Source organism: Thioalkalivibrio sp. ALJ1 (genome assembly GCF_000745395.1).
Taxonomy (GTDB): Bacteria; Pseudomonadota; Gammaproteobacteria; order Ectothiorhodospirales; family Ectothiorhodospiraceae; genus Thioalkalivibrio.
This window is the reverse complement of sequence record NZ_KN050684.1, coordinates 988,046-1,014,174: the sequence shown is the minus strand read 5'-3', so window position 1 is coordinate 1,014,174 and position 26,129 is coordinate 988,046. Positions and strand designations below refer to the sequence as shown.

The 26,129-nt window shown below is 65.0% G+C and carries 22 protein-coding genes and 1 pseudogene; 20 read left to right on the top strand and 3 right to left on the bottom strand.

Going from position 1 to position 26,129, the window contains the following annotated elements; genetic code table 11:
• Positions 1-5: 5 nt before the first annotated feature.
• A complete protein-coding gene (locus F462_RS07030; protein ID WP_038052768.1) occupies positions 6-884 on the top strand; it encodes a DNA polymerase III subunit delta in 879 nt (292 codons plus the stop codon).
• A 15-nt stretch (positions 885-899) separates the two neighbouring features.
• Here F462_RS07030 and F462_RS07025 read toward each other — a convergent pair whose 3' ends face one another.
• A complete protein-coding gene (locus F462_RS07025) occupies positions 900-1,847 on the bottom strand; it encodes a LysR family transcriptional regulator (protein WP_081911375.1) in 948 nt (315 codons plus the stop codon).
• A gap of 84 nt (positions 1,848-1,931) precedes the next feature.
• Here F462_RS07025 and metE point away from each other — a divergent pair, with 84 nt between their 5' ends.
• Positions 1,932-4,250 (top strand): 5-methyltetrahydropteroyltriglutamate--homocysteine S-methyltransferase, encoded by a 2,319-nt coding sequence (metE, locus tag F462_RS07020; RefSeq protein ID WP_038052766.1) that lies wholly within the window; start codon positions 1,932-1,934, stop codon positions 4,248-4,250.
• Positions 4,251-4,446: 196 nt separating this feature from the next.
• On the opposite strand, the gene folE2 is transcribed toward metE, so the two are convergent.
• Positions 4,447-5,391, bottom strand: coding sequence for a GTP cyclohydrolase FolE2 (gene folE2, locus F462_RS07015; protein ID WP_081911374.1), 945 nt, complete (start codon positions 5,389-5,391; stop codon positions 4,447-4,449).
• A gap of 115 nt (positions 5,392-5,506) precedes the next feature.
• Between folE2 and dksA the strand changes: the two genes are divergently transcribed.
• The 7 genes from dksA to F462_RS06980 all read left to right on the top strand — a co-directional run bounded on the left by dksA (position 5,507) and on the right by F462_RS06980 (position 10,664).
• Positions 5,507-5,908 carry an RNA polymerase-binding protein DksA gene (dksA, locus tag F462_RS07010; RefSeq protein ID WP_038052756.1) on the top strand — a complete coding sequence of 134 codons (402 nt, stop codon included), beginning with the start codon at positions 5,507-5,509 and terminating at the stop codon, positions 5,906-5,908.
• 38 nt (positions 5,909-5,946) lie between these two features.
• Positions 5,947-7,200, top strand: coding sequence for a zinc metallochaperone GTPase ZigA (zigA, locus tag F462_RS07005; RefSeq protein WP_038052753.1), 1,254 nt, complete (start codon positions 5,947-5,949; stop codon positions 7,198-7,200).
• Complete coding sequence (locus tag F462_RS07000; protein WP_038052751.1) at positions 7,197-7,847, top strand: DUF1826 domain-containing protein; 651 nt, start codon at positions 7,197-7,199, stop codon at positions 7,845-7,847. The genes zigA and F462_RS07000 overlap by 4 nt, the downstream gene beginning before the upstream one ends.
• A gap of 367 nt (positions 7,848-8,214) precedes the next feature.
• The gene (locus F462_RS06995; protein ID WP_038052748.1) at positions 8,215-8,664 is read left to right on the top strand and encodes a hypothetical protein; all 450 of its coding nucleotides are present in this window, start codon (positions 8,215-8,217) and stop codon (positions 8,662-8,664) included.
• A 4-nt stretch (positions 8,665-8,668) separates the two neighbouring features.
• Complete coding sequence (locus F462_RS06990) at positions 8,669-9,643, top strand: helix-turn-helix transcriptional regulator (RefSeq protein WP_038052746.1); 975 nt, start codon at positions 8,669-8,671, stop codon at positions 9,641-9,643.
• A gap of 11 nt (positions 9,644-9,654) precedes the next feature.
• Entirely contained in the window at positions 9,655-10,188 is a 534-nt protein-coding gene (locus tag F462_RS06985; protein WP_371180516.1) for an MOSC domain-containing protein, read from the top strand.
• A 74-nt stretch (positions 10,189-10,262) separates the two neighbouring features.
• On the top strand, positions 10,263-10,664 hold the full coding sequence (locus F462_RS06980; protein WP_018141323.1) for an HIRAN domain-containing protein: 402 nt from the start codon (positions 10,263-10,265) through the stop codon (positions 10,662-10,664).
• A 9-nt stretch (positions 10,665-10,673) separates the two neighbouring features.
• Here F462_RS06980 and F462_RS06975 read toward each other — a convergent pair whose 3' ends face one another.
• Positions 10,674-12,041 carry an NAD-dependent succinate-semialdehyde dehydrogenase gene (locus tag F462_RS06975; protein WP_038052739.1) on the bottom strand — a complete coding sequence of 456 codons (1,368 nt, stop codon included), beginning with the start codon at positions 12,039-12,041 and terminating at the stop codon, positions 10,674-10,676.
• A 105-nt stretch (positions 12,042-12,146) separates the two neighbouring features.
• Here F462_RS06975 and F462_RS06970 point away from each other — a divergent pair, with 105 nt between their 5' ends.
• From F462_RS06970 to F462_RS06920, 11 genes and pseudogenes are all read left to right on the top strand, one after another.
• A complete protein-coding gene (locus F462_RS06970; protein ID WP_038052735.1) occupies positions 12,147-13,118 on the top strand; it encodes a complex I NDUFA9 subunit family protein in 972 nt (323 codons plus the stop codon).
• Between the two features lie 25 nt (positions 13,119-13,143).
• Positions 13,144-14,376, top strand: a complete 1,233-nt coding sequence (locus F462_RS06965) for a multifunctional CCA addition/repair protein (protein WP_038052732.1) — start codon at positions 13,144-13,146, stop codon at positions 14,374-14,376.
• 136 nt (positions 14,377-14,512) lie between these two features.
• Positions 14,513-15,169, top strand: coding sequence for a protein-L-isoaspartate O-methyltransferase family protein (locus tag F462_RS06960; protein ID WP_018141319.1), 657 nt, complete (start codon positions 14,513-14,515; stop codon positions 15,167-15,169).
• Positions 15,170-15,273: 104 nt separating this feature from the next.
• Positions 15,274-16,614 (top strand): TolC family outer membrane protein, encoded by a 1,341-nt coding sequence (locus F462_RS06955; RefSeq protein ID WP_018141318.1) that lies wholly within the window; start codon positions 15,274-15,276, stop codon positions 16,612-16,614.
• Positions 16,614-17,186, top strand: coding sequence for an isochorismatase family protein (locus F462_RS06950; protein WP_038052730.1), 573 nt, complete (start codon positions 16,614-16,616; stop codon positions 17,184-17,186). The genes F462_RS06955 and F462_RS06950 overlap by 1 nt, the downstream gene beginning before the upstream one ends.
• 445 nt (positions 17,187-17,631) lie before the next feature.
• Entirely contained in the window at positions 17,632-18,483 is an 852-nt protein-coding gene (locus F462_RS06940; RefSeq protein ID WP_018141315.1) for a hypothetical protein, read from the top strand.
• The gene (locus F462_RS06935) at positions 18,483-19,553 is read left to right on the top strand and encodes a homoserine O-succinyltransferase MetA (protein ID WP_018874122.1); all 1,071 of its coding nucleotides are present in this window, start codon (positions 18,483-18,485) and stop codon (positions 19,551-19,553) included. The genes F462_RS06940 and F462_RS06935 overlap by 1 nt, the downstream gene beginning before the upstream one ends.
• A 152-nt stretch (positions 19,554-19,705) precedes the next feature.
• A complete protein-coding gene (locus F462_RS06930; protein ID WP_038052728.1) occupies positions 19,706-21,046 on the top strand; it encodes an MFS transporter in 1,341 nt (446 codons plus the stop codon).
• A gap of 411 nt (positions 21,047-21,457) precedes the next feature.
• A pseudogene (locus F462_RS14090) lies at positions 21,458-21,662 on the top strand (hypothetical protein).
• Between the two features lie 354 nt (positions 21,663-22,016).
• A complete protein-coding gene (locus F462_RS06925) occupies positions 22,017-23,927 on the top strand; it encodes an ATP-binding cassette domain-containing protein (protein WP_038052726.1) in 1,911 nt (636 codons plus the stop codon).
• 181 nt (positions 23,928-24,108) lie between these two features.
• Positions 24,109-26,124, top strand: a complete 2,016-nt coding sequence (locus F462_RS06920; protein ID WP_038052723.1) for a methyl-accepting chemotaxis protein — start codon at positions 24,109-24,111, stop codon at positions 26,122-26,124.
• The last annotated feature ends 5 nt before the right edge of the window (positions 26,125-26,129 follow it).

Sequence of the window (26,129 nt, the reverse complement as noted above, 5' to 3'; positions counted from 1 at the left end):
TAAAAATGCCTCTCAAAACCACGCACAAGAAAAGCTCCCACACGACTTCATCGACCCCCAATGCAGCGGATTCGCCGATCTTCCAGGCGATCGAGAAGCTCCAGGGTGAGCGTCCCTGGGGCAGTTTTCTGGATGCCGGAACCGGGCGGAAGTCGGTCGAGTGGATATGTGGCCTGGACACCGAGCGCTGGACGGCTGTAACTGCCTCCAATCAGATGGCGACGACCGTGAAGAAGGCAGCGGGCACGGCCCGTCGCCGCCAGGACCGCATCATGGTCGGCAACTGGATGTCGGAGCAATTGCTGTTTGGTGAACGCTTCGATACCGTCCTGCTCGACTACTTCATCGGCGCGATCGAAGGCTTCGCGCCCTATTGGCAGGACCGAGCCCTGCCCCGGATATGGCCCCACGTGGGCGACCGACTGTACCTGGTGGGCGTCGAACCCTACGTTCTGGTGGAACCGAAGGATGAGGCCAGCGCGCTCGTGAGGGAGATCGGACGCCTGCGTGACGCTTGCCTGCTGATTGCCGGCAATCGGCCCTATCGCGAATATCCATCATCCTGGGTCATGCGTCAGCTTGGAATCGCGGGATTCCGGGTTCTGGATGTCCGCTATTTTCCCATCCACTATCGCGCACGGTTCGTCAACGGCCAGCTCGACCTGTGCCTGCGGCAACTGCCGCATTTCAGCGACGAGGATCTGGCCAAGGCCATGCACCACCAGATCGAGGCACTGCGTGAACGCGCCCTGCCTTTGGCCCGCAGCCAGGAGGGGCTGAAACACGGTGCAGACTACCTGATCGCGGCCGAACCGATGGCCGACCGGCATCGCGGCATGCCCGACGCGGCAGGCACCCCGCAGTCAGTGCCGTCCGGGCCGTAGCACGGGTCCCGCCGTCTATCCTCGGGTCTGGCGCAACGTGTCGCGCGCCGTAGCGACGAAATCCAGTATGTGAGGACGCTCCCGGTCTGCGCGGCGCATCGTGATGGCCAGGTTGCTCCACAGGCCGTCGTGACCAAGCCGGACACGACGGGTCGCGACAGGCTCACTCTCTCCCCCGTTGAGCCCCGCCTCCAGCTCGGGCAGGGCCCAGTCCGGCAAAACCGCCACACCACGGCGGCTCGCTACCAGTTGCAGCAGCATCGCACTAACCTCGGTCGTCCGGCGCGGAACCGTCACCCCGGCCGGGTGCAGAAAACGCCGATAGATATCCAGGCGCTCCTCGCTGACCGGATAAGTGATCAGGGTCTCACCGCGCAGATCCTCGGGCTCCAGGCAGGCGCGTTCAGCGAGCGGGTGGCCGGCCGGCACCACCAGCAGGTTCTCGTACTCCATCAAGTGCACCGACTCGAGCTCAGGGTCATCCACTGGGTCCACCGCAACGGCCGCATCCACATCGCCGTTGCGCAGGGCGTCCAGTGCCGTGAATCCATGGCTAAGCGTAAGATCCAGCTCCACCTCCGGCCAGTGCCGCCGAAAGGCACCTACGGCCGGCATCAGCCACTGAAAGCAGCTGTGGCACTCCAGCACCAGAAACAGTCGGCCACGTCCGCCGTCGCGGATCTGCACAACATCACGCTGCGCGGCGGTGACCTCGGGCAACACCCGGTCAGCCGCCTGCAGTAGCCGCTCTCCGGCAGCCGATAACCGCACCGGACGCGTTCGGCGTTCGAAGAGGGTCACACCCAGTCGGTCTTCAAGCTGGCGCAGCTGATGCGACAGTGCCGACTGAGTTACGCAAAGGCTATCAGCCGCGGCAGTCACACTCCCCAACCGCACGATCTCGCAAACCGCCCGCAGATGCCGGAGCTCGAGTACTCCCGACAGATCATGAGTTGAATTCATGGTTTTCGTGAATAAATATCGTTTTACTCATGTATCAAGCATGACGAGACTGGACGCCGTGTTCAACCCGGAGTCTATAGATCCATGATCACCACCCATAATCTTGGCTTTCCCCGCATTGGCGCCCGTCGCGAGCTGAAGACGGCTCTTGAGCGCTACTGGAGCGGCAACATCAGCCGCGATCAACTGGAAACCTCGGGCCGCGAGTTACGGCAGCGACATTGGGCCTGGCAACGCGAAGCTGGCATCCAACAGGTCCCGGTCGGCGACTTCAGTTTCTACGACCACGTGCTGGACATGATGCTGACGCTGGGCGTTCTGCCGGAGCGCTTTCATGCCGCAGCGGCCGAGCACCCGCTGGACCTAGCTTTCTACATGGCTCGAGGTCGTTCCCACAACGATGCGTTGCCCGATGTGCCGGCGCTGGAGATGACCAAGTGGTTCGATACCAACTACCACTACCTGGTCCCGGAGCTGACCCTCGAACAAACCTTTGCGGCCATTCCAGACAGACTACGAACGGTGATCCGGGAGGCGCGCGAGATGGGGCTGCAGCCCAAGCCTGTCCTGCTGGGGCCGGTCAGCTTTCTGTACCTGGCGAAGATGAAGGATGACGGGGAGCCACTGGAACTGCTTGACCGGCTCGTCCCGGCCTATCAGGAACTCCTGGAGTGGATCAGCGCAGAGGGGGTTTCTTGGGTTCAGATCGACGAGCCCATCCTCACACTGGATCTGCCCGTCGAGTGGCAGTCGGCGCTAAGGGCGGCTTACGACCGTCTCCACCGCGGCGGGCCACGCCTCTTGCTCACGACCTATTTCGGTGGCCTTGGCAGCCAGCGCGACCTGGCACTGGAACTACCGGTAGCGGGGCTCCACGTGGATGCCGTGCGCGGCGCGATGGAGGTCTCGACCCTGGTGGCCCGGCTGCCGCAGGACAAGATTTTGTCGTTGGGAATCATCGACGGGCGCAACATATGGGCCACCAATCTGGAGGCCAGCCTGGACACTCTGGAGCCCGCCGTCAGCAGCCTCGGTACTTCTCGCCTGTGGCTCGCACCCTCCTGCTCGCTGCTGCACGTGCCCGTTGACGTGGAACAGGAAACCGGCATGGACACGGAGGTACGCGGCTGGCTGGCCTTCGCGCGCCAGAAACTGGTGGAGCTGGCGATCCTCCAGCGCGGCTTGACCGAGGGACGTGCGGCCGTCGCCAAAGAGCTGGAACACAGTCGGCGCGTGCACAGCAGCCGCCAGAACGCCGTTCGTACTTGCATTCCGCAGGTTCGGAAACGGGTGGCGGGACTGTCCCCGGATGACGCCCGCCGTGCCCTGGCCTATGAACAGCGTGCACCGTTGCAACAACGCTCACTCGACCTCCCATTATTCCCGACCACCAGCATCGGTTCGTTCCCACAAACGCAGACCATTCGCCGGGTGCGCCGTGACTACCGCCGGAGTGAGCTAACCCGGGATGATTACCTGCGCACCATGCGCCAGGAGATTGCTCGCGTAATCCGCTTCCAGGAAGACATCGGCATGGACGTGCTGGTGCACGGCGAGCCCGAACGCAACGACATGGTGGAGTATTTCGGCGAGCAACTCGACGGGTATGCCTTTACCCGGCACGGCTGGGTTCAGAGCTACGGATCGCGCTGCGTGAAACCCCCCATCATCTACGGCGATGTGCAGCGGCCCAGTCCGATGACCGTCGACTGGACACGTTACGCCCAGTCCCTCACAAGCAAGCCGGTCAAGGCCATGCTCACGGGGCCGGTGACCATGCTGCAATGGGCCTTCGAGCGCGATGACCAGTCACGCGAGGCCACTGCCCTGCAGATCGCCCTGGCGCTGCGCGACGAGATCACCGACCTCGAGGCCGCCGGCATTGGCGTGATCCAGGTCGACGAGCCGGCGCTTCGGGAAGGGCTTCCGCTTCGACGAGGCGAATGGAATCACTACCTGGAATGGGCTGCGCGCGCCTTTCGCGTCGCCACCTCCGGTGTAGCCGACGTGACTCAGATCCACACCCACATGTGCTACTCGGAGTTCAACGACATCATCGAGGCCATCGCATCCCTGGATGCCGATGTCATCACCATCGAGACTGCCCGCTCGGACATGGAACTGCTGGATGCCTTCGAGCGATCCACCTACCCCAACGAGATCGGGCCGGGTGTCTATGACATCCACTCTCCGCGCCTCCCCACGGTACAGGAGATGGTGACCCTTCTGGAAAAGGCGGCACGCGGGATCCCGGTCGAGCGGCTGTGGGTCAATCCCGACTGCGGACTCAAGACCCGCAGCTGGGACGAGGTCCGTCCAGCGCTGGAGGCAATGGTTAAGGCCGCGCGCGCCATGCGTGACCAGCACCCCGCAACCGAGAAGAAGTCACAGGCCAAGGCTTGACATGTAAATGCACGTGCGTATGATTCGCATTTAGACACGCAGCCCGGACAGCTGTGTGTCGCCAGGACGAAAGGTGACTTCCTGCCTTTGGTCTCTCCAACCTCCGTTAACATTGCCGCCGGATTGCACATCCGGCGGCTTTTTTATGCATACCCGGTACCAACAGGCATCCAGGGTACGAACCGGACTCGCGGCTTCAGCGATTACCGGACGGCCAACGCGCGATGCGCGCGACGGCGTCGTGTGCATGCAGGCTCTCGCGGTGGCGAACCTGGATGCGATAGCCGCGGGCGGAGTACTCCGGGCGGAGGGTGCTGTCCAGACGCCGTACGGCATCTTCGCAGAACATTAAATTGCGACCGTTGGCGAGGGCGAAGGCCTTCTCGTCCACGCGCTTTACCGCCGTTTGCAGGGCGGTGCCCAGCGACCGTTCCACGCGGTCAATCAGATCGGGCAGGGGCAGCCTCGATACCAACGGATCCAGACCGACCGTGACGGTTGCCTCGCTTCGCTGGCTATGGGGCGTCGCGACAATGCCCTCGGCCCGGCCCAACCATTCGCGAACGGTTGCCGCATCCACGGCCGAGCGTGTGAAGTCGCGGTCGAACTGTTCCTGAATCGCCTGCCGCGCCAGCGCGGCGGAGCAGGGACAGGTGGAGGAATAGCCCACCTGAACCTCCAGCTCCAGGGACACCGCCCCGGACTCGCTGCGTGCAGCGATCCGGAACGGGTAGCGCTTCCAGCCCGCGGCGGCACTGACCAGGGCCGGCCGTTCCAGCGGCAGCTCCCCGGCCAGACGGACCTCGGCCACGCTGGACAGACCATCGTGCGAAGCCAGAAACGCCTCGAGCACGCCACACAGCCGCGCAACGTCCAACTCGCGGGACTCCAGCTGCCGCAGGGCCCCGTAGAGCCGCGACATATGGATACCGCGCGCGCCCGCGTCGTCGAGGCTCACCCCCGCGCTGGCCCGGGCGATCACTGGCTGGCCGGTCAGATACAGCGGAAGGGTGATGTCTTCCATACCCACCCAGTCGAGCGCGGAGGCGTGCGTAGCAGCCGACGCGGCAATATCCGGTAGCGGATCGGGCGCGGAGGTTTCCGTATCCGGCGAGGCCGTAGACACATAGGTAGAGGACATAAAACACCTTGTTGCTGGCGGGTCGACCACATCACAGGCCGGTGGCCGATCCGTGTTGTCGGGGCTCAATCGAAACGTTATGGTATAACATCCTGAAATCAACCGACGGAACCCCATGACCCGCGACGAACTGCTGGCCATGCCTGCCGAGGCCTATATGAACAAGGCCCAGCTCGCGTACTTCCGCGAGCGCCTGCTCGACATGCGCGACGAGATCCTGACCGACATGGAGGGCGCCCGGGACGGACTGCGCGACAACGAACGCACCCCGGACGAGCTTGACCGGGCAGCAATGGAGGAGTCGCGTCTTCTGTCGATGCGGGTGCAGGAGCGCGAAGGCCGCCTACTCCGAAAGATCGATGCGGCCCTGTTCCGCGTCGAAACCGGCGATTACGGCTACTGCGAAGTGAGCGGCGAACCGATCGGTCTGCCCCGCTTGCTGGCCCGCCCAACGGCGACCCTGTGCATCGAGGTCAAGGAACGCCAGGAAAAGACCGAACACGTCTACAGCCGATAGCCCCGAACACTGCCCGCAACCGAATATCAGGAGGCACCATGAAACGTTTGCCCGTTACCGTCCTCTCCGGCTTTCTCGGAGCCGGCAAGACCACCCTGCTAAACAATATCCTGCACAATCAGGCAGGCCTGCGCGTCGCCGTGATCGTCAACGACATGAGCGAGGTGAATATCGATAGCGCCATGATCCGTGGCGGTCAGGATGCGGTTACTCGCACCGACGCCCGCATGGTCGAGATGACCAACGGCTGTATCTGCTGCACGTTGCGCGACGACCTGCTGGTCGAGGTTCGCCGTCTCGCCGAATCCGGCCAGTATGATTACCTCGTGATCGAGTCCACCGGCATCTCCGAACCCATGCCGGTGGCCGCGACCTTTGCCTTCCGCGACGAGGATGGCCAGTGCCTGGACGACGTGGCGCGTCTGGACACCCTGGTGACGGTCGTGGACGCCGGCGCGCTGTTGCAGGATTACGCCTCCAGCGACTTCCTGGGCGAGCGCGGCGAGTCCCTGGGTGAAGACGACGAACGTACGGTGGTCGACCTGCTGGTGGACCAGATCGAGTTCGCGGACGTGATCATCCTCAACAAGATGGACCGTGCCTCGGCGGATCAGGTGGATACCGTGCGCGGTGTGGTGCGCGCCCTTAACCGCGAAGCCAACGTCATCGAGACCACCCACGGCAAGGTATCGCCGAAGCAACTGCTGGGCACCGGGCGTTTCGATTTCGACCGCGCCTCCCAGGCCGCAGGCTGGGCTCAGGAGATGATGGGCGGCCATACGCCGGAGACCGAGGAGTACGGCATCTCCAGTATCGTCTACCGCGTCAACCGGCCGTTCCATCCCGCGCGATTCTTCAACCTGCTGCATGAGGAATGGCCGGGCGTCATCCGCAGCAAGGGGTGGTTCTGGCTGGCCTCGCGATCGGACTGGGCCGGCACCCTGTCGCAGGCCGGAGGCGCCCTCACCCACCACGCCGCTGGTTTCTGGTGGGCGGCGGTTCCACCAGAAAAACGCCCAACCAACGAGGACTGGTGGGAGACCACCATTGCGCCGGTGTGGGACGAACGGTTCGGCGACCGTCGCCAGGAGATCGTGTTGATCGGTATCCGAATGGATGCCGACACGATGCGCCAGCGTCTGGATGCCTGCTTGTTAACCGATGACGAAATGGCACAAGGGCCCGAACACTGGGAAGCCTATGACGACCCGTTTCCCGTCTGGCGTCTCGGACAGGACCCCGAAGGAGAAGAACCAGTAGATAACGGGGCCCAGGTGGTGCAACCCGCATGACATCCGCTGGAACGGCTCACCCGGACACCCGTCGCAATCCCAGCCGTCATCGTTTTGTCGACCGAGCCAGGGAATTCAAAGGGATTCATCGCAATAACGTAAATGCCCTGATCTGGCGTCGCGTGCTCGACCCGGCCCTGATATCACAGGCTGAGCAGATGGCTGCGCACCAACAGGGCATGGTGCTGGATGTGTGCTGCAGGCCGGATCAAACACGCAGCCGCCTGCTTGATGCAAGCGGCCTGCGTCCCTTCGAGCTTCATTACCTGGCCTACGACATGGAACGACTGGCACACAACTTCGCTGTCGTCGCGCAGACGGTCAGTGTGCGGGTCCAGCTCGAGGTCCTGAACCACCAGCCATGCCCCCTGTTCCATGTCGACAACAACGTGCTCCGCATGATCTGCAGCTACACCGGTCCGGGCACCGAATATGCCGACGACCGCTATGTCCGCCGTGAGTCGTTGCGTTGCGGTGACAACCTGGGCGTCCTGGGTGGCCAAGCGCCCATTACCGCTAAAACGGGCGAGGTCATATTGATGAAGGGCGAACGCTGCCCCACTGCCCGCGGACAAGGCGCGGTCCACCGCTCGCCCCCCATTGCGAAAGGCCATACCCGCCTCCTGCTGCGCCTCGACTGGCCTTGAGCCAGTGCGTCACCACCCCTTTGTGGCCGAATTGGAAGCCCGTGACGTGCATCTCGCTCTGCCATCGATCCGACCCTTGCAATGGTTAATCGTAATGCTTATGATTCTCACTTCGACATACAGCCCGGACAGTTGTATGTCGCCTGACGAAAAGGCGAGCTTCTACTGCCTTTGGTCTCTCCAACCTCCGTTAGCATTGCCGCCTGACCCTCGTCAGGCGGCTTTTTTAATGGCCGTCGCCAGAGATGCGCCCAACCCCTTCACAAAGCTCAGCACAGTGGCCAAAACGAGTGGCTATCGCTTGACACCATTACCGCCTCACCGGATTATATGAGAATGATTCTTGTTTGTGATAAAGGAGGCCGGGATGTTCAAACTCGATGCATGGCTGGAACGCCGCGATCCCATACTGCGGATCGTGGACGAGGAGTCGGACCGCACCGTTGCCGAATGGCAAGATGAGGCATTGCAGGAACTACTCGAGTCCGGGGTTCTGTCACCCGGCGAATGCCAAGGCCCGCGGTCGCGGGATACGGTCCACGAGCTCATCCGCGAGCTGATCCTGGAATCCTGCCTGGGTGGCATTACCGTACAGCGCCGGAGCATCCCGTCCGCCACCCCGCCGACGCGAACGAACCACCGACGTGAGTCCCCACATGCCGAGGCCGACACGCCCTCTGCGCACGACCGGCCACGACAGTTGGCCTGCCTGGCCGCCCGCGAGGCACGCAGTCACAAGCCTGGTAACCGAGTCCCCGCAGTTGCCAGAGGACGGGTCCTGCACGTAGCGTTTCGCAGATGCACGCCCCCAGACTGACGCGATGAATCGCGCCGAACGCATCTTCCACCTGCACCGCCTGCTCCAGGGGCGCCAGACCCCGTCACTGGCGCGACTGATGGAGCGACTGGAGGTCTCCCGCGCCACCATCAAGCGGGACATCGAGTACATGCGGGACTTTATGCAGGCGCCCATCGAATACGACCCGCATGCCAACGGCTATCACTACGCGTCCGATGCCCCGGCCTTCGAGCTGCCCGGGCTGTGGTTCAACGAATCCGAGTTGCTGGCCCTGCTGACCATGGAACAGCTGTTGGAGGATGTGCAGCCTGGGCTGCTGTCCCCGATGATGGGTCCACTGAAACAACGCATCCGCGAGGCTTTGGAAAGCGGTGGCCACGCCCACACCGAGTTGCGCCGCCGCATCCGCATCCAGCCACTGGCCCAGCGCGCCGGCCCGGCCGAGACGTTCCAGGACATCGCCGAGGCCACCCTGAACGCCCACCCGGTCATGATCGAGTATCACGGCCGTGCGCGGAATGCCGCCACCCATCGCACCGTGCACCCGCAGCGTCTGCTGCACTACCGCGACAACTGGTACCTGATCGCCTGGTGCGAAACCGCGAACGACCTGCGGACCTTCGCCCTGGAACGCATTCGCGACTGTCAGCGCGTCGCTGGGCCACTCCGCGAGGTCGACGCGGCGAGCCTGGACCAGCACACCGACGCCGCCTTCGGGATCTTCACCGGCCCGGCCACCGAATGGGCCGAGCTACGCTTCACCGCCGAGCACGCCCGCTGGGTCGCCGACGAGACCTGGCACCCCGACCAAATCGGGCGCCATGAGGGCTCGGCCTACCACCTGCAGGTGCCGTACTCCGATCCCACCGAACTGATTCAGGAGATCCTGCGCCATGGCGAGGGTGTGGAGGTGATCGGGCCGCCCGCGTTACGCGAGCGCGTGGCCACGGCCCTGCGCGCCGCCGCACGGCAATACGAAGGGAGCAGCCCAGCGTGATGCTGGCCGCCGTGCTGGGCAGATGGCTCGAGTGGCTGCGCCCGACCCCGACGCAAGGCACCCTCGAAACCATCTGGGTCGCCGCAACCGCCGGGGCCCCGATGAGCAACCGCCACCAGACCCACGTGGACGATGCGGGTCTGGAGGGGGATCGCTACGCTCTCGGGCGCGGCCACTGGCACCCGGTCGAGTCCTGCCCGGTCACGCTGATCTGCCGCGCCGAGCTTGACCGCGCCGCGCGGCGCGCCCGGCGCCTGCGCGAGCCCGCCGCGAGCACACCAGGCGAACATCGGCGCAACCTCGTCATCACCGGACTGCGGCGCAGCCCCCACGAAGGCGTGCTGGTGATCGGCCAGGTCCGCTTCGCCATCCTCCGGCCGCGCCCACCCTGTGGCTGGCTCAATCAAGTCGTAGGCTACAACCTCGCCCGCGCACTGGGGCGCGACAGCGGCATCTGCCTGCGTACCCTCGAATCCGGCATCCTCCAAGTCGGGGACCCGGTCCGCTGGGAACCCACTTCGACGGCAACCGCCTCGAAACAATAAAACCTGGGGTGGCTCAACCTGTGAGCCACCCCCGGTGCTAAAACGGTCGCAACCTCAATCAAAGGAGCGCGACCATGCAACCGACTCGCCCGCGCAGCCAGGCCCGCCGCACCCCCGTCCTGCGGGGCTACTACGCCCAACGTGGCGCCTACAACGCTACGGCCACCACCGAAGAGCTGCTACAGACGATCCCGCTCGCGGGCTACCGCCACCACGCCGCTCCGAAGCTGTGGGAAGCCCTCAAGCGTGGGCAGGCCCTGACCCTGCGCCGCGAACGCCTGAACCCGCACGACTCGAAGGCCGTGGCAATCGACTGGATTGACCACCAGCTCGGCTACCTCCCGCGCGAGAGCAACCAGCTCGCCGCCGACCTGCTGGACCGCGACGAACCCCTGATCGCCCGTATCCTAGAAAAGCGCGACCACGCTGACCGCCACAACCGCCTGGAACTCGCCCTCTACCGCGCACGACACTAAGCGGGGGTATCAGCCGACCCAGATCGTCTTTGCGTTGACGAATTCGCGGATGCCCAGTTCGGAGAGTTCGCGGCCGTAGCCGGAATCCTTCACGCCACCAAAAGGCAGGCGCGGGTCACTCTTGACGATGCCGTTGACGAAGGCACAGCCGCATTCCAGCCGTCGGGCCAACGCCTCGCCGCGTACCGGATCACCGGTCCAGACGCTGCCACCCAGGCCAAAGCGCGAACGGTTGGCGAGTGCAATGGCCTGATCGGCGTCCCGGGCGCGGGTGACCGCCGCCACTGGCCCGAAGGTCTCCTCGTCGAAGGCGGCCATGCCGGGTTCGACGTGGTCCAGCAAGGTGGGCGGATAGAAGGCGCCGGAACGGTCCAGCGGCTGGCCTCCAATCACGCAGGTGGCACCCGCATCCACGCTGCGCCGCACCTGGTCATGCAACTCGTCACGCAAGTCGTCACGCGCCAAAGGTCCGATGTTGGTCTGCTCCATCATCGGATCGCCAATCACCAGGGCCTCGATGGCCTTCCGGAAGCGCTCGACAAACGCATCGGCCACCGACCCTTCCACGATAAAGCGCTTGGCGGCAATGCAGGTCTCTCCGTTGTTCTGGAATCGTCCGCGCACGGCCTGCTCCACCGTGTAATCAAGATCGGCATCCGCCAGCACCACAAAGGCATCCGAACCGCCGAGCTCCAGCACCGAAGACTTCAGCGCCTTGCCTGCAGCGGCGCCTACCGCGCGGCCCGCACCTTCTGAGCCGGTCAGGCTCACACCCTGAACCCGCGGGTCGGCGATGATCCCGGCCACCGCATCGGACCCGACCGGCAGATTCTGAAACACGCCCTCGGGAAAGCCGGCCTCGGCAAACACGCGCTCCAGATGCGCGGCGCAACCAGGGACATTGGAGGCGTGCTTGAGCAACACGGCGTTGCCCGCCAGGGTCGCCGGGATCGCCTGGCGAAAGGCCTGCCAGTAGGGAAAATTCCAGGGCATCACCAGGAGCACGGTACCCAGCGGCTGCCAGGCGATGAAGGAACGCGAGGCATCCGAGGCGATCATCGTGTCCTGCAGGAAATCCGGCCCGTGGTCGGCGTAGTACTCGCAGGCGTTCGCGCATTTGTCGACCTCGGCCCGGGCCTCGGCCAGGCGCTTGCCCATCTCCTGGGTTGCGGTGGTGGCCAGCGCCTCGCGGGCCGCGCGCAGCACCCCGGCCAGGTCACGCAGCCGGGCGGCACGCTCGGCCACTGGTCGCGCGCCCCAGTCCGGCGCGGCGCTGGCGGAACGTGCCAATGCCGCCTCCAGACACGCTTCATCCATGCGCGGATAGCGTGCCAGGACCTCACCAGAGGCGGGATTGATTGCGGTCAGTTCGGTCATATTGGCGCCTCGCGCGTCAGGTCCCCGTTTAGGGGCTTGTTTGAACAATGCGGGTCAGCCGAGTATAAGACGACCCGCACTCGCTTTCGGAAGGACCTTGCCACCATGTCGATCGATTCGATTCGCAATGTCTGCCTGCTCGGCGGCACGGGCTTTGTTGGTCACCACATCATCCGCCGTCTAATTGACCGCGGCCTCAAGGTACGCGTTCTCACGCGCCGTCCGCATCGTCACCGTGATCTCCTGGTCAACCCGGAGGTCGATCTGATCGAGGGCAGCGCCCACGATCCCGCCACGCTGGAACACGTGTTCGCGGGTCAGGATGCGGTCATCAACCTGGTCGGCATCCTGAACGAACGCGGCCGCAACGGCGCTGGCTTCCGCGCCGCGCACGTCGAGCTAACCGAAAAGGCCCTGAACGCCGCAGAATCGCAGGGCGTCCGCCGCTTCCTGCAGATGAGCGCGCTGAAGGCCGACATGGACGACGCCCCCAGCCACTACCTGCGCACCAAGGGCGAGGCCGAGCAGGCCGTCTTCGCTCGCGACTCCATGGCCGTCACCGTGTTTCGCCCATCGGTGATCTTCGGGCCGGAAGACTCCTTCCTGAACCGTTTCGCCACGTTGTTGCGCTTCTCGCCGATGATGCCGCTGGCCCGCGCACAGGCACGCTTCGCCCCAGTCTTCGTCGGCGACGTAGCCGAACACTTCGTCGAGGCCTTGGAGGATCACGACACCTTCGGCCAGGGCTATGAGCTGTGCGGCCCGAAGACCTATACCCTCGACGAACTGGTCCGCTACGTCGGCCGCGTCTCCGGCCATCGCCGTCCGGTGATCGGTCTGCCGGACTGGGCCGGCAAGCTACAGGCAAGCATGCTGGAATTCGTGCCCGGCAAACCCCTGTCACGCGACAACTTCGCCTCGCTGACCATCGACTCGGTCTGCGACGGTGAGCAGCAACTGCCCTGCCCCACCCGGCTCGAATCCATCGCCCCCAGCTACCTGGGCGGAGGCGGCGCCGGCCGGGAGGCGCGCATGCAGGTGCTGCGAACCCTCAACCGCGGATCAGGCCGCGGCTGACCGGCCTCGCGAATCGGCAGCCGCGATGCAGACCTATATCGTCGGCGGCGCGGTTCGCGACCGCCTGCTGGAGCGCCCGTTCTCGGAGCGCGACTACGTCGTCGTCGGCAGCACGCCGGAGGCGATGGAGGCCGCGGGGTTTCGCCCGGTCGGCCGTGACTTCCCGGTCTTCCTGCATCCCGAGACCCACGAGGAGTACGCGCTCGCGCGCACCGAGCGTAAGACCGCACGCGGCTACCACGGCTTCCAGTTCAACGCCTCGCCCGAGGTCACGCTGGAAGACGACCTCGAACGCCGCGACCTCACCATCAACGCGATGGCCGAGGATCATGACGGCACCCTGATTGATCCCTATGGCGGCCAGGCCGACCTTGAGGCCCGCCAGCTAAGACACGTCTCGCCCGCCTTCGCCGAGGACCCGGTGCGCCTGCTTCGTGTCGCACGGTTTGCCGCGCAGCTTGCCCCTTGGGGCTTCGAGATAGCCGACGACACCCGCACCCTGATGCGCGAGCTCGTCACCTCCGGCGAGGTCGACGCACTGGTGCCCGAGCGGGTATGGGCAGAATGCGAGAAGGCCCTGAAGAGCCCGGCCCCACGCCGCTTCCTGGAGGTGTTGCGCGAGGCCGGGGCGCTCGCTGTCCTGTTCCCGGAGATCGAGCGGCTGTTCGGCGTCCCCCAGCCCGCGCGCTACCACCCGGAGATCGACACCGGCGTGCACACACTGATGGTCCTGGACCAGGCCACTCGTCTGTCCGACACGCCCGAGGTCCGTTTCGCCGCGCTGGTGCATGACCTCGGCAAGGGCACGACCGATCCGGACATCCTGCCCAGCCACCACGGGCACGAGGAACGTGGGGTGGACCTGATCCGCGCCCTGGCCGAGCGCCTGCGTATTCCCAACCGCTACCGCGACCTTGCGGTGCGCGTGGCGCGCTACCACGGCTTGGTCCACCGGGTGTTCGAACTGCGCCCGAAGACGGTGATGAAGCTGGTCGACGGCCTCGACGTTCTGCGCCGGCCAGAGAACGTGGAGCCGTTCCTGCTCGCAGTGGAAGCCGATTTCCGGGGTCGTACCGGATGGGAGGACAAGCCCTACCCCCAGGCCGATGCCGTGCGTACCGCCGTGGCTGCGGCTCAAGGTGTACAGCCACAAGCGCTGATCGCCGAGGGATACAAGGGCAAGGCGCTGGGCGAGGCCCTGCGGCGCGAACGCATCCAGGCGATCGCCAACGCCCTGGGCGAGCACCCCGACGCGTAGGAGGCCAGCCCTCTGGCCGATGGGGTGCTGGAGTGGCCAATCGGCCAGAGGGCTGGCCTCCTACAACGCTTACTTGCCTGTGCCGGCGTGCGGACGTAATCTTGCGCGGCTATTGATGGTATACGAGGAAACCACGATGGATTTCGCCAAGGCCCGGATCAACATGGTCGAGCAGCAGGTCCGCCCCTGGGACGTGCTGGATACGCGCGTGCTGGACGCGATGGAGACACTCCCGCGCGAGCGCTTCATGCCCGACCCCTACCAGGCGCTAGCGTATGCCGATTCCGAGATCCCGCTGGGGCACGGCGAGAACACCCTGTCACCCGTGGTCATCGGCCGCCTGCTGCAAGCGGTGTCGCCGCAACCCACCGAGACCGTACTGGAAATCGGCACCGGATCCGGTTACGTCACGGCCTGCCTCGCCCACCTGGCCGCCCACGTCGACAGCGCCGAGCGCATCGACGAATTTCGCCTGGCCGCGCGCAATCGGCTGACGGATCTGGGCATCGAAAACGCGCATCTGCGCACCGCCACCGTGACCCCCGACTGGGCCCCGCCGCGTCCGCGCTATGACGCGATCATTCTCACCGGCGGGATGACCGAGTACGACGACTTCCTCGAACCCTATTTGACCCTCGGCGGTCGACTGTTCGTCATTACCGGCGACGGCCCGATCATGGAGGCCCAGCTCATCACCCGCACCACCGAGGACGACTGCCTCCACGAAGGCCTGTTCGAGACCCGGGTGAAGCCGCTGGCCGGCTTCGAAGCGAAGCCCGCGTTCGAGTTCTGAGCCCACCAAGTACGCCCCGGCACCTGGCACCTCCCAGGCACCCCATGCCGATACACGCTCTGATAGGATAGGCTTTTCCTTATATCCTTCCGGAGTTGCGTCTCATGAACCGTCTGCCGTCGTTATTCGCCGCCGCCGGGCTGGCCTTACTGGTCTCCTCTCCGGCCGCCGCCTCCAGCCTGATGGAGGTGTACGAGCGCGCCGCAGCGGAAGACGCTGAATTACGCACCGCCGAGGCAGAGTACCGCAGCATTCTCGAGAATCGCCCGATCGCCCGCTCCGCGTTGCTGCCCCAGCTCACCGGGCAGGCCGAGGCGGGCGCTTTCTACCGCGACGACCGGAATGCGCCGTCGGGCGTCAGCAGCAGCACCGATGGCCGTCAGACCAGCTTCGGTATCAATCTGGCCCAGAGCATCTATGACCGCCGCAACTACATTGAACTGGCACAGGTCGATCTCGAGATCGCCCGCGCCGAGGCCGAGCTGGATGCCGCACGCCAGGACCTGATCCTGCGCGTTTCCCAGGCCTACTTCGATGTATTGATCGCGCAGGAGACCCTGGCCTTCCGAGAAGCCGAACTCGAAGCCATCGGCCGCCAGCTGGAACAGACCCAACGCCGTTTCGATGTGGGTCTGGTCGCGCGCACCGACGTCACCGAGGCACAAGCCCAACGCGATCTCGCCGAGGCCGAACGCATCGCCGCCGAGAACCAGCTGGACCTCACCCGCGAACAGCTCGCAGTCATCACCAACACCTACTGGGACGAACTCGACATCCTGCGCGACGACGCCGAGCTGACCCCGCCGGACCCAGCTGACCCTCAGGCGTGGGTAGACATCGCCCTCGCCAACAACCTAGAACTGGCCGCTCAACGCCTCGGCACCGAGACGGCCCGCGAACAGATTCAGCGCCAGCGTGCCGAGGGCCTGCCGCGCCTGAACCTGAACGCGTCGGTAAGCGAGAACCGCTTTCACGGGGTCGACATTCCTCCGGGTGGTACCGCCGCATTCTTCGAAGGCACCGACGCCCAGGTCGGCGTGCAACTGGAGATCCCGCTTTACACCGGCGGCCGAGTGAGTGGTCTGACGCGTCAGGCGCGAGAGGACTTCCAGGCAGCCCAGGAAGGTCAATCGCTGGTCGAGCGCCGCACCACCCAGGACACCCGCAGCGCCTACCTGTCGGTGATCTCCAACAGCTCGCGCGTACGGGCGCTGGAGCAGGCCTTGGCGTCCACCCAGTCCGCATTCGAAGCCGCCGAGGCGGGGTTCGAGGTCGGCACTCGCACCCAGGTCGATGTCCTGCTGGCCCTGCGCGAGGTGTTCCGCGCCGAACGCGATTATGCCGAGGCCCGCTACGGCTTCCTCAGCGAATCGCTGCGCCTGCAGCGCGCCGCCGGCCGCCTGAGCGTGGCCGACATCGAGGCCATCAACGACCTGCTGGAGTGATGGAACGCCCTGCATCCAATTTGGGAGACCGCTGCGACCGTGCCCGCTCACGCCTGGTCCTGATCGACCTGCAGGAGCGTCTACTGGCCGCCATGCCAGACGCCGCGCGCGCCGAGGTCGAGCGCAACACGGCACGCCTGATCGAAGCGGCGCGCCAGCTGGATATTCCGATCGAGATCTCGCGGCAGTACCCGAAAGGCCTTGGCGACCTCACCACCCGCCTGCAGCAGGCACTGCAAGGGCACGGGACGGTCACCGACAAGACCGCCTTCTCCTGCTGCGCCGAAACAGAGCTGAACAACCGCCTGACAACCGGCGACCAGATCATCCTCACCGGCGCCGAGGCACACATCTGCGTCACCCAGACGACGCTGGAGCTTCTGGAGGCGGGGGTCACGGTGTTCGTGGTGGAGGATGGGGTCTGTTCGCGCGACGCCGGGCGCAAACGCAACGGGCTGGAACGCCTGCGCGCCGCTGGGGCTATCATTACCAACCACGAATCGGTGCTGTTCGAGTGGCTGCGCGACGCGGCCGATCCGCAGTTCCGCGAACTGAGCCAACTCATCCGCTAACCGGAGGACTTCGCAGGGATGCGCATACTCGGCAACATTCTGCGAGGGAAACACTGATCCATGTACACGCTCGCGTTGGCACCCCAGGTTTCCCGAGACAAGGCGCGGTGCGCAGCCGGTAGTGGTTCTACCGGCAAGGGCCGCAACGCAGGATCGGGGAACCTGGGGTGCCAACCCCGAAGGGGCTCGGCCGCTTTTGCGCGCGCACGGCGTTGCGGCTCCCTTGTGCAGAATGACTGCACGGCAATCACCGCGCCTTGTTCGCACACAAAAGCGACTCGAGCGCGAGCGTGTACATGGATCAGTGTTTCCCTAGGCGCCTGGCTGATCTTGTTCGGCCTGCGCGGTCTGCTGGGGCTACAGTTCCAGTACGACCATTACGTCATCAGTGGGCTGGCGGTCATCGCCGGTATCCTGTTCATCCTGCGTCGCTAATCGATTATCTATGCGCCTGACACCCGACGAATATCGCCACCAGGATCATCGCCGCATCACCCTGCTGGGAATGTCCGGTGTCGGCAAGACGCGCCTGTCGAACATGCTGCGGCGCGAAGACTGGTTCCACTACTCGGGGGACTATCGCATCGGCACGCGCTATCTGAGCGAACCGATTCTGGACAACATCAAGGCCCAAGCAATGGCCGTGCCATTCCTGCGCGACCTGCTGCGCTCGGATTCGATCCAGATCATCAACAACATCACGGTGGACAACCTGCACCCGGTGGCGAGCTTCCTGGGCAAGCTGGGCAATCCGGAACAGGGTGGCCTGCCGCTGACCGAGTTCAAGCGCCGCCAGAACCTGCACCACGAGGCCGAAGTGCAGGCGATGCTCGACGTGCCGGACTTCATCCACAAGTCACAGACGCTGTTTGGCTATCCGCATTTCGTCAATGACGCCGGCGGCTCGGTCTGCGAACTCGACAGCCCCGGGGTACTGGAGGCGCTCGCCGAGCACACGCTGATCCTGTACATCAAGGCGACCGATGAGGACGAGCGCCAGTTGATCGAACGCGCCGAACGCGACCCCAAGCCGCTGTACTATCGCGAGTCCTTCCTCGACCAGCAGCTCGCCGAGTACATGCGCGACGAGGGCCTCGACTATGTCGCCCAGATCGACCCGGACGCCTTTGTGCGCTGGGTCTTCTCGCGCCTGTTCCGCGCCCGTCTGCCCCGCTACGAGGCCATCGCCGAGGCCCACGGCTACACCATCAGCACCACCGAGCTGGCACGTGTGCGTAACGCGGCCGACTTCGATGACCTGGTCTGCATGGCCCTGGAACGGGAGGCACGCCTCTAATGCCACTCGTCGCCTACTCCGATCTGCCCACCTTTGCCCGGCTGAAGAGCGAGGGCGAGACCGTCCTGCCCAGCGACTTCGCGCAGCAGCAGGAGATCCGCGCGCTACATATCGGCCTGCTGAACATGATGCCGGATGCCGCCCTGGCGGCCACCGAGCGTCAGTTCTTCCGCCTGATCGGAGAGAGCAACCAGATCGCGCAGTTCTACATCCACCCCTTCACCCTGCCCCAGCTCAAGCGCGGGCCGAAGGGACGTGATCACGTCAAGCAGTATTACGAGGATTTCGAGGACCTGAAGAAGGAAGGCCTCGACGCGCTGATCATTACCGGCGCCAATGTGACCCAACCGGACCTGGCCCTGGAGCCGTTCTGGGAGCCCCTGGCCGAGGTCGTGGACTGGGCCTGGGACAATGTGACTTCAACGCTTTGCTCCTGCCTGGCCACCCACGCGGTACTGCAGGCCCGTTATGGCGAACACCGCGTACACATGGGCGAAAAGCTATGGGGCGTGTTCCCGCACCGGGTCGTCGACCGCGGACATCCGCTGGTAACCGGGGTCAACACCCGCTTCGATGTCCCTCACTCGCGTTACAACGATGTCTCTCGCGAACAGTTCGAGCGCCACGGCCTGCGCGTGCTGGTGGAAAGCGAACAATCCGGCATCCACCTGGGGGCGTCCCCGGATGGTTTTCGCATGGTCTTCTTCCAGGGTCACCCGGAGTACGACTCGATCAGCCTGCTCAAGGAGTACAAGCGCGAGGTCGTGCGCTATATCCAGGGCGAACGCGACACCTACCCGCCGCTGCCGGAGAACTACCTGCTACCCCAGGCGGCCGCGATCCTCGACGAGCACCGCGAACAAGTCGAGGCCGCGCTGGAACACTGCACCGAGATCCCGGCACTGCCCGAGGCGCTGCTGCTGGACCGCCTCGACAACACTTGGCACGACACCGCACTGGCAGTGATGAACAACTGGCTGGGCGCGGTCTACCAGCTCACCAACCTCGACCGCCGCAAGCAGTTTCGCGACAGCGTCGACCCGAGCGACCCGCTGGCCGGGCGCCGGTAGCGCGTCGCGCCCGCACCCGCCCCAGTCATTGCGAGGTGCCGCAGGCACCGTGGCAATCTACCTTCCGGAACCACCCGGCCCCAACGCCCTGCAAGCGTTTGGAGGTTGCTGCGGCGCCTCGCAATGACTGGGCAACGCAACGGAAAGACCTCATGACCGAAAACGACCCGGACAAGCTGCCGCGCCCGATGATCTCCCTGTACGAGACGATCGCCGGGGACGAGGATGCACGCGTCTGCAAGGACATCCCCGAAAACGCCTGCCGCGCCCAGCCGACCAACTTCTTCGTCCACCTGGTCTCCAATACCCTGAGCAAGATCGGCGACGAGCTCGCCTCGGCCCGCCTCGTGCTCGCCTGGCTGCTGGGCGCACTTGGCGCACCGGCCGCCTTCGCCGGCTTCCTGGTCCCGATCCGGGAGTCCGGCTCCCTGCTGCCGCAACTGTTCGTCGCCGCATCGATTCGTCGCCGGGCGATCCGCAAGGGATTCTGGGTCCTTGGCAGCCTACTGTCCGGCCTGGCCGTCGCCGGTATGGCCGTGGTCGCGCTGACGCTGGAGGGCACGGCCGCCGGATGGGCGATCCTCGGGCTCCTGATCGTCTTCGCGCTCTCGCGCGGGATCAACTCAGTCGCCTCCAAGGACGTCCTGGGCAAAACAATCGCCAAACATCAGCGCGGAACGGTAATGGGGTACGCCGCCTCCCTGGCCGGGTTTTTTACCCTGGGGTTGGGCGTGTACCTGACCCTCGCGAACCTGGAAGAGGCCGGCATCGGTGTGTTCGTCGCATTGCTGGCCGCATCGGCCGGGGCCTGGTGGGTGGCGGCGGCGACCTTCACCCGCCTGCGTGAGGATCCGGGTGCCACCGAGGGCGGCGGCAACGCGGTGACCGAAGCGATCCGCTCCATGCGTCTGCTTTGGTCCGACCGCGCGTTTGGCCACTTTGTGCTGACCCGAGCGCTATTGATGAGTACCGCGCTCGCCCTGCCGTTCTATGTCCTGCTCGCCGAGGATGCCACCGCGGGTGACCTCGGCACTCTGGGACTCTTGATTCTTGCGAGCGGCCTCGCCTCGGCGGTCAGCGCACCGATTTGGGGACGCTTTTCCGACCGCTCGGCTCGCTGGGTGTTGATCCTTTCCGGTTTGCTAGCGGCGGGCCTGGGCATCGCCGTGGCGCTCAGTGTTTGGTTCGCACCGATCGGCACCGAGCACGCCCTGGTGCCGGGAGGCTGGGTCTTCGCTGCATTATTCTTCCTGCTGGGCGTGAGTCATGCCGGCGTGCGCCTTGGGCGCAAGACGTACCTGGTCGACATGGCGACCCAGGAGACCCGCGCCGCCTTCACCGCGGTCAGCAATACGGTGATTGGCGCCCTCCTCCTCGTGGGCGGCCTGTTCGGCCTGCTGGCCCAGCTGGCTGGCACCGAGTTCGCGATCTTCGTCCTCGCGCTGATGAGCCTGGCCGGCGCCGCTAGCGCCTGGCTCATGGGCGAGACCTGACACCTTCTCGCGTCCTCGCCGCCAGCGAGGCAGGCTTTGCGATCTCGGTCTTGCGTGCCTCCGGCCGACCGCCTGCCTTGTTGTGGCTGGCCCTGGTTCGTCCTCGGGTGTTTACGGTGCCTCCGGTCCGCATACTGCCGAGCGCTGACTCGCCAGCGCGCCCCGAGTGACTTCTTTGCTCGTGCAAAGAAGTCACCAAGAAACACGCCCGACTGCCGCGACCCCGGCCCGCTTCGCGGGCCGGGGCTTCCCTCGCTCCGAGGGTTTTCGCGGGCGGCGCTGAACTCGCTGCGCCTTCGGCTCCGCTCAGACATCCAGCGCCTCTGATCCCGCGAAAACCCTCTCCACTCGGCGCGACGACAACGGGGAGGCAGGTCCAAACAACGGCTATCCCAGCGATATAGCTAGTAGATGATGGCTAGGCTTTCGGACATCTTGGGCACGCTCGGCCTTTGGCCGTTGCGTGCCGCGCCCGCAAGCGGGCGCTGGGGGCTTGCAGGCGGCAGGGCCGTTGTTGTGTCGCGGGGTCGGAATACCTCCTGTCTTGACCTTCCTCCCCCGTATGGAGCCCCTTGCGGAAGGGTTCTCGGGCCGGGAGAAGGCGCTGGATGTCTGAGCGTAGCGAGTTCAGCGCCGCCGGCCCGAGAACCCTGGAGCAAGGTTCCCGGGCGAAATCCGGGTGCCCTTCTTTGGGTCCTTTCTTGGGCAAGCAAGAAAGGACCTCGCGGCGCGCTGGCGAGTCAGCGCTCGGCAGTATGCGGACCGGAGGCACCGTAAACACCCGAGGACGAACCAGGACCAGCCATCACGAGGCAGGCGGCGAACCGAAGGCACCGTAAACACGGAGCCCAATCCAAGACCAGCCACAATAAGGCAGGCGGCTGGGCGAAGCCACCCACCCGCACGCCGCAACACGCCAAGGTGATAGTCTTGGCGCCCGCTACAATACTCGCTCGCGACCGGAACTCGAATGGCACTGCTCACCCTGCGCAACATCCACCTGGCCTACGGCATGGCTGCCCTGCTCGACGGCGTCAACATGAGCCTGGAACCAGGCGAGCGCGTGGCCGTCGCCGGCCGCAACGGCGAGGGCAAATCCACCCTGCTCAAGGTGATCAACGGCGATGCCCAGGCCGATTCCGGCGAACTCACTCGCCAGGACGGGCTGACCACTGCCTATCTGACCCAGGAACTACCACCTGGGATCGAAGGAACGGTGTTTGATGTCGTCGCCGAAGGGTTGGGCGAGGCCGGCCGCCTACTGGAGCGCTTTCACCATCTCAGCCAGGCCGCCGCGGCCGGCGATATGGAGGCCCTGGACAAAATGGGGCCCGTGCAATCGCAACTGGACGCGATCGATGGCTGGAGCCTGCAGAACCGGGTCGAGACGACGATCTCGCGTCTGAGCCTGGATCCCGAGGCTCAGTTCGCGGCGCTGTCTGGCGGTCTCAAGCGCCGCGTCTGGCTGGCACGCGAACTGGTGCAGCGACCGCAACTCCTGCTGCTGGACGAACCCACCAACCACCTGGATGTGGCCGCGATCCGATGGCTGGAAGAGTTCCTGGTCGAGAGCGGACTGACGGTGGTGTTCATCAGCCATGACCGGCAGTTCATGGAAAGCGTCGCCACCCGCATCCTGGAACTGGATCGCGGCCAGATCTACGAACACCCACCGACCATCGAGGCGTTCCGTCAGCGTCAGGCCGAACGCCTGGAGACCGAGGCCACCCAGCGTGCCGAGTTCGACCGCAAGCTGGCACAGGAAGAAAACTGGGTACGCCAGGGCATCAAGGCGCGGCGCACTCGCAACGAAGGCCGCGTTCGTGCACTGCAGGCGCTGCGCCGCAAACGCGCAGAACGCCGCGAACGCAGTGGCCAGGTCAAGATGAAGCTAAGCCCCGAACAACGATCAGGGCGTCTGGTGATCGAGGCCGAGCACGCGGACTTTGGCTACGACCACCCGATCGTTCGGGACGTGAATCTGTTGCTTCAACGCGGAGATGCCCTGGGCATTGTCGGTCCAAACGGCGCGGGCAAGACCACTTTACTGCGGGGACTACTCGGTCAGTTGGAGCCACTCGCGGGAAGCGTCAAGCTGGGCACCCAGCTGGAGATCGCCTACTTCGATCAAGCCCGGGCCCGCCTGGACGAAGCCACTACAGTGCAGGACGCAGTTGGCGAAGGACGCGACCGTGTGATGGTCAATGGCGAGAGCCGCCACATCCTTTCCTACCTGGAAGACTTCTTGTTTCCGCCGGCACGAGCGCGACAACCGGTATCGGCGCTGTCCGGGGGCGAGCGCAACCGTCTGCTGTTGGCCAAGCTCTTCCTGCGCCCGGCGAACCTGCTGGTACTGGACGAGCCCACCAACGACCTGGACGTCGAGACCCTCGAGCTCCTGGAACAGCTACTGATCGAATACACGGGTACCGTGATTGTGGTCAGCCACGATCGTTCGTTCCTGGACAACGTCGCGACGTCCACCCTCGTGCTGCCCGGGGACGGCACGGTCGAGGAGTTCGTCGGCGGCTGGACCGACCTACCGGAACGGGTCACCCGACGCCTACTGGAGAGCGAAGCAGGCCGAACCACCGAGGCCCCGCCTGACGCCGCCAAAGAGGCGCCAGCCAACCCGCCACCGGCCGCGCCGGAACCGGCTGCACCACGCAAGTTATCCTACAAGGACGCGCGCGAGCTGGAGGCCCTGCCAGCACGCATCGAGAGCCTTGAGGGAGAGCAGGTCAGCCTGACCACCGCCATGACCGAACCGGAGACACTGCGCGACGGGGAGCGCATGCGCAAACTGCAAGCGCGGCTCGAAGAAGTGGAGTCGGAATTGGCAGTCTGCTATGAACGCTGGGAGCAACTGGAATCCGACTGATGCATCACGCGTCACCACGTACACGAAGCGCCAACAGCACAGAACGTCAGCGGACGGCTCAACTCTCGCCACCGGCTGCCGTAACAGGGGTAGAACAAGCACCTTCCAGGCACGAGGTCCGCAAGACCGCGGCCGTATTTGCGAAGCGCCGACTGAACAGGCGCGCTGAAGGAGTCATCGCATGTTGGACAAATTCTCCATTCGGGGACTGCTGATCGCCGGCTTCGGGCTGGTCGTCGCGATCCTGATTATCAATTCCTTGCTCTCCCTGCGCGCCCTGAATGTTGGGAGCCAAGGGGTCGCCGAGCTTACTCAGTCCGATTATCCGGCCGTGGCCCGGGTCAATCAGGTCGAACAGTTGCTACAGGAGAGTGCCGCCTCGCTCGGCTTCTATCTGATGAGCGAGGAAGCCGAGCACCGCGATGCCTGGCTGCACGCCATGGAACAACTGGATCAGGCAATGAGCGCGCTGAGCCAGGATCCTGTTGTTGAGGGCTCCGAGGAACTGAGCCAGTCGGCCAGACGGGTACGCGCCAGTATCGATGCCTTTACCTCCCAGCAAGACCGCATGATCGAGATTGCGGAAGACGTGTCCGAGAACATGCCGGCTCAGGGCGTAGCCAACGCCCGAGCCAACCCGGCGACGATCCAGATGACCCAGTTGACCAGCACAATGATCAACGAGGAAATGGCGCGTCCGCGCTTCCAACGCTCCTTCGAGCGCCTGGACGAGTTCTACACCCTGCGCACCAACCTGCTGCAGATTACGTCCAACCTGCGAGGCTTCATCGCCTTCCGGGATTCTTCCTTTGAGCAGAACCTGCGCCTGTACCTGGGTCAGACCCATGACGTGCTCGCACGCCTGACCGACCAGATGGAAGAGCTCGATTTCGAACAGCAGATCGCGGTCGAGGATTTCGAGGGCCTCCTGAACACGTTGGATGACGCCATCCAGGAGATCGTGGAGATCCACGGCAGCGAGCGTGCCCTGCAGGATGCCTATCTGATCCGCACCGAAGTCGGCCCGGTTATTTTCGAAGCCCGCGACGAACTGCGTGGGCTCAGCGAGCGCATCACCGAACGCGCCGAACAGTCTGCCAGCGGCCTGACGGCGACCATGGGCGCCACCCAGACCACCCAGGCAGTGCTGGTCCTGATTGGTGTCATCCTGGGTGTCGCCGGTGCTGTGTTCATCATCCTGGTCGTGCGGCGCGCCCTGGCCCACTCTACGGCGGCGCTCGAGGAGATCGCCGACGGCGATGGCGACCTGAGCCGCCGCCTGGACGAGAACGGGCTGATCGAGACCGCGCAGCTAGGCCGTGCCTTTAACCGCTTCACCGACAAGATCGCCCAGGCCATCGGTCATGCGCGCGGCAGCACCGAGACGCTCAACCGCGCCACCGAGAACCTGAACCAGGAGGCCTACGGGGCCCGTGAAGCGGTCTCGCGCCAACGCGACGAAACCGAGCGCGTCGCCACCGCGATCAACGAACTGCAAAGCAGCGCCGAGGAGATCGCACGCAACACCGACGCGACCTCCCAGGCCGGCCAGGAAGCCGGGGATGCGGTGAACAACGGCTCCGAAGTCATGGAGAAGAACGTCGAATCCATGGCCTCGCTGCTCGGCACCGTCGAGGAGGCCGCCGGCACCGTCTCCAAGCTGGGCGAGGACTCCAAGCAAATCGGGACCATCCTCGAGGTGATCCGCGGCGTGGCCGAGCAGACCAACCTGCTGGCCCTGAACGCCGCCATCGAGGCCGCCCGCGCCGGCGAGCATGGCCGTGGCTTCGCGGTGGTCGCCGACGAGGTCCGCAAGCTGGCCACCCGCACACAGGAATCCACCGACGAGATCGAGACCATGATCTCGCGCCTGCAGACCGCCACGACCAGTGCCGTGAAGGCCATGGAACAGGGTCAGGAAGAGGCCGAAATGACCATGGAGCATACCGCCGAGGTCAACGGTGCTCTACAGCAGATCCGCCAGTCGGTCACCACCATTGTGGAAATGACCGAGCAAATCGCGGTCGCCTCGCGTCAGCAGAGCACGGTGGTCGAGGACATCAACCGAAACATCGTGCAGATCTCCGACGGAGCGGATCAGTCGGCCAACACCGCCGACCGCGTCAGTGCCGCCTCCGACGAGCTCAAGCAGGTGGAAAAGGAGATCCAGCAGGCCCTGGCCCAGTTCCGACTCTGATCCGG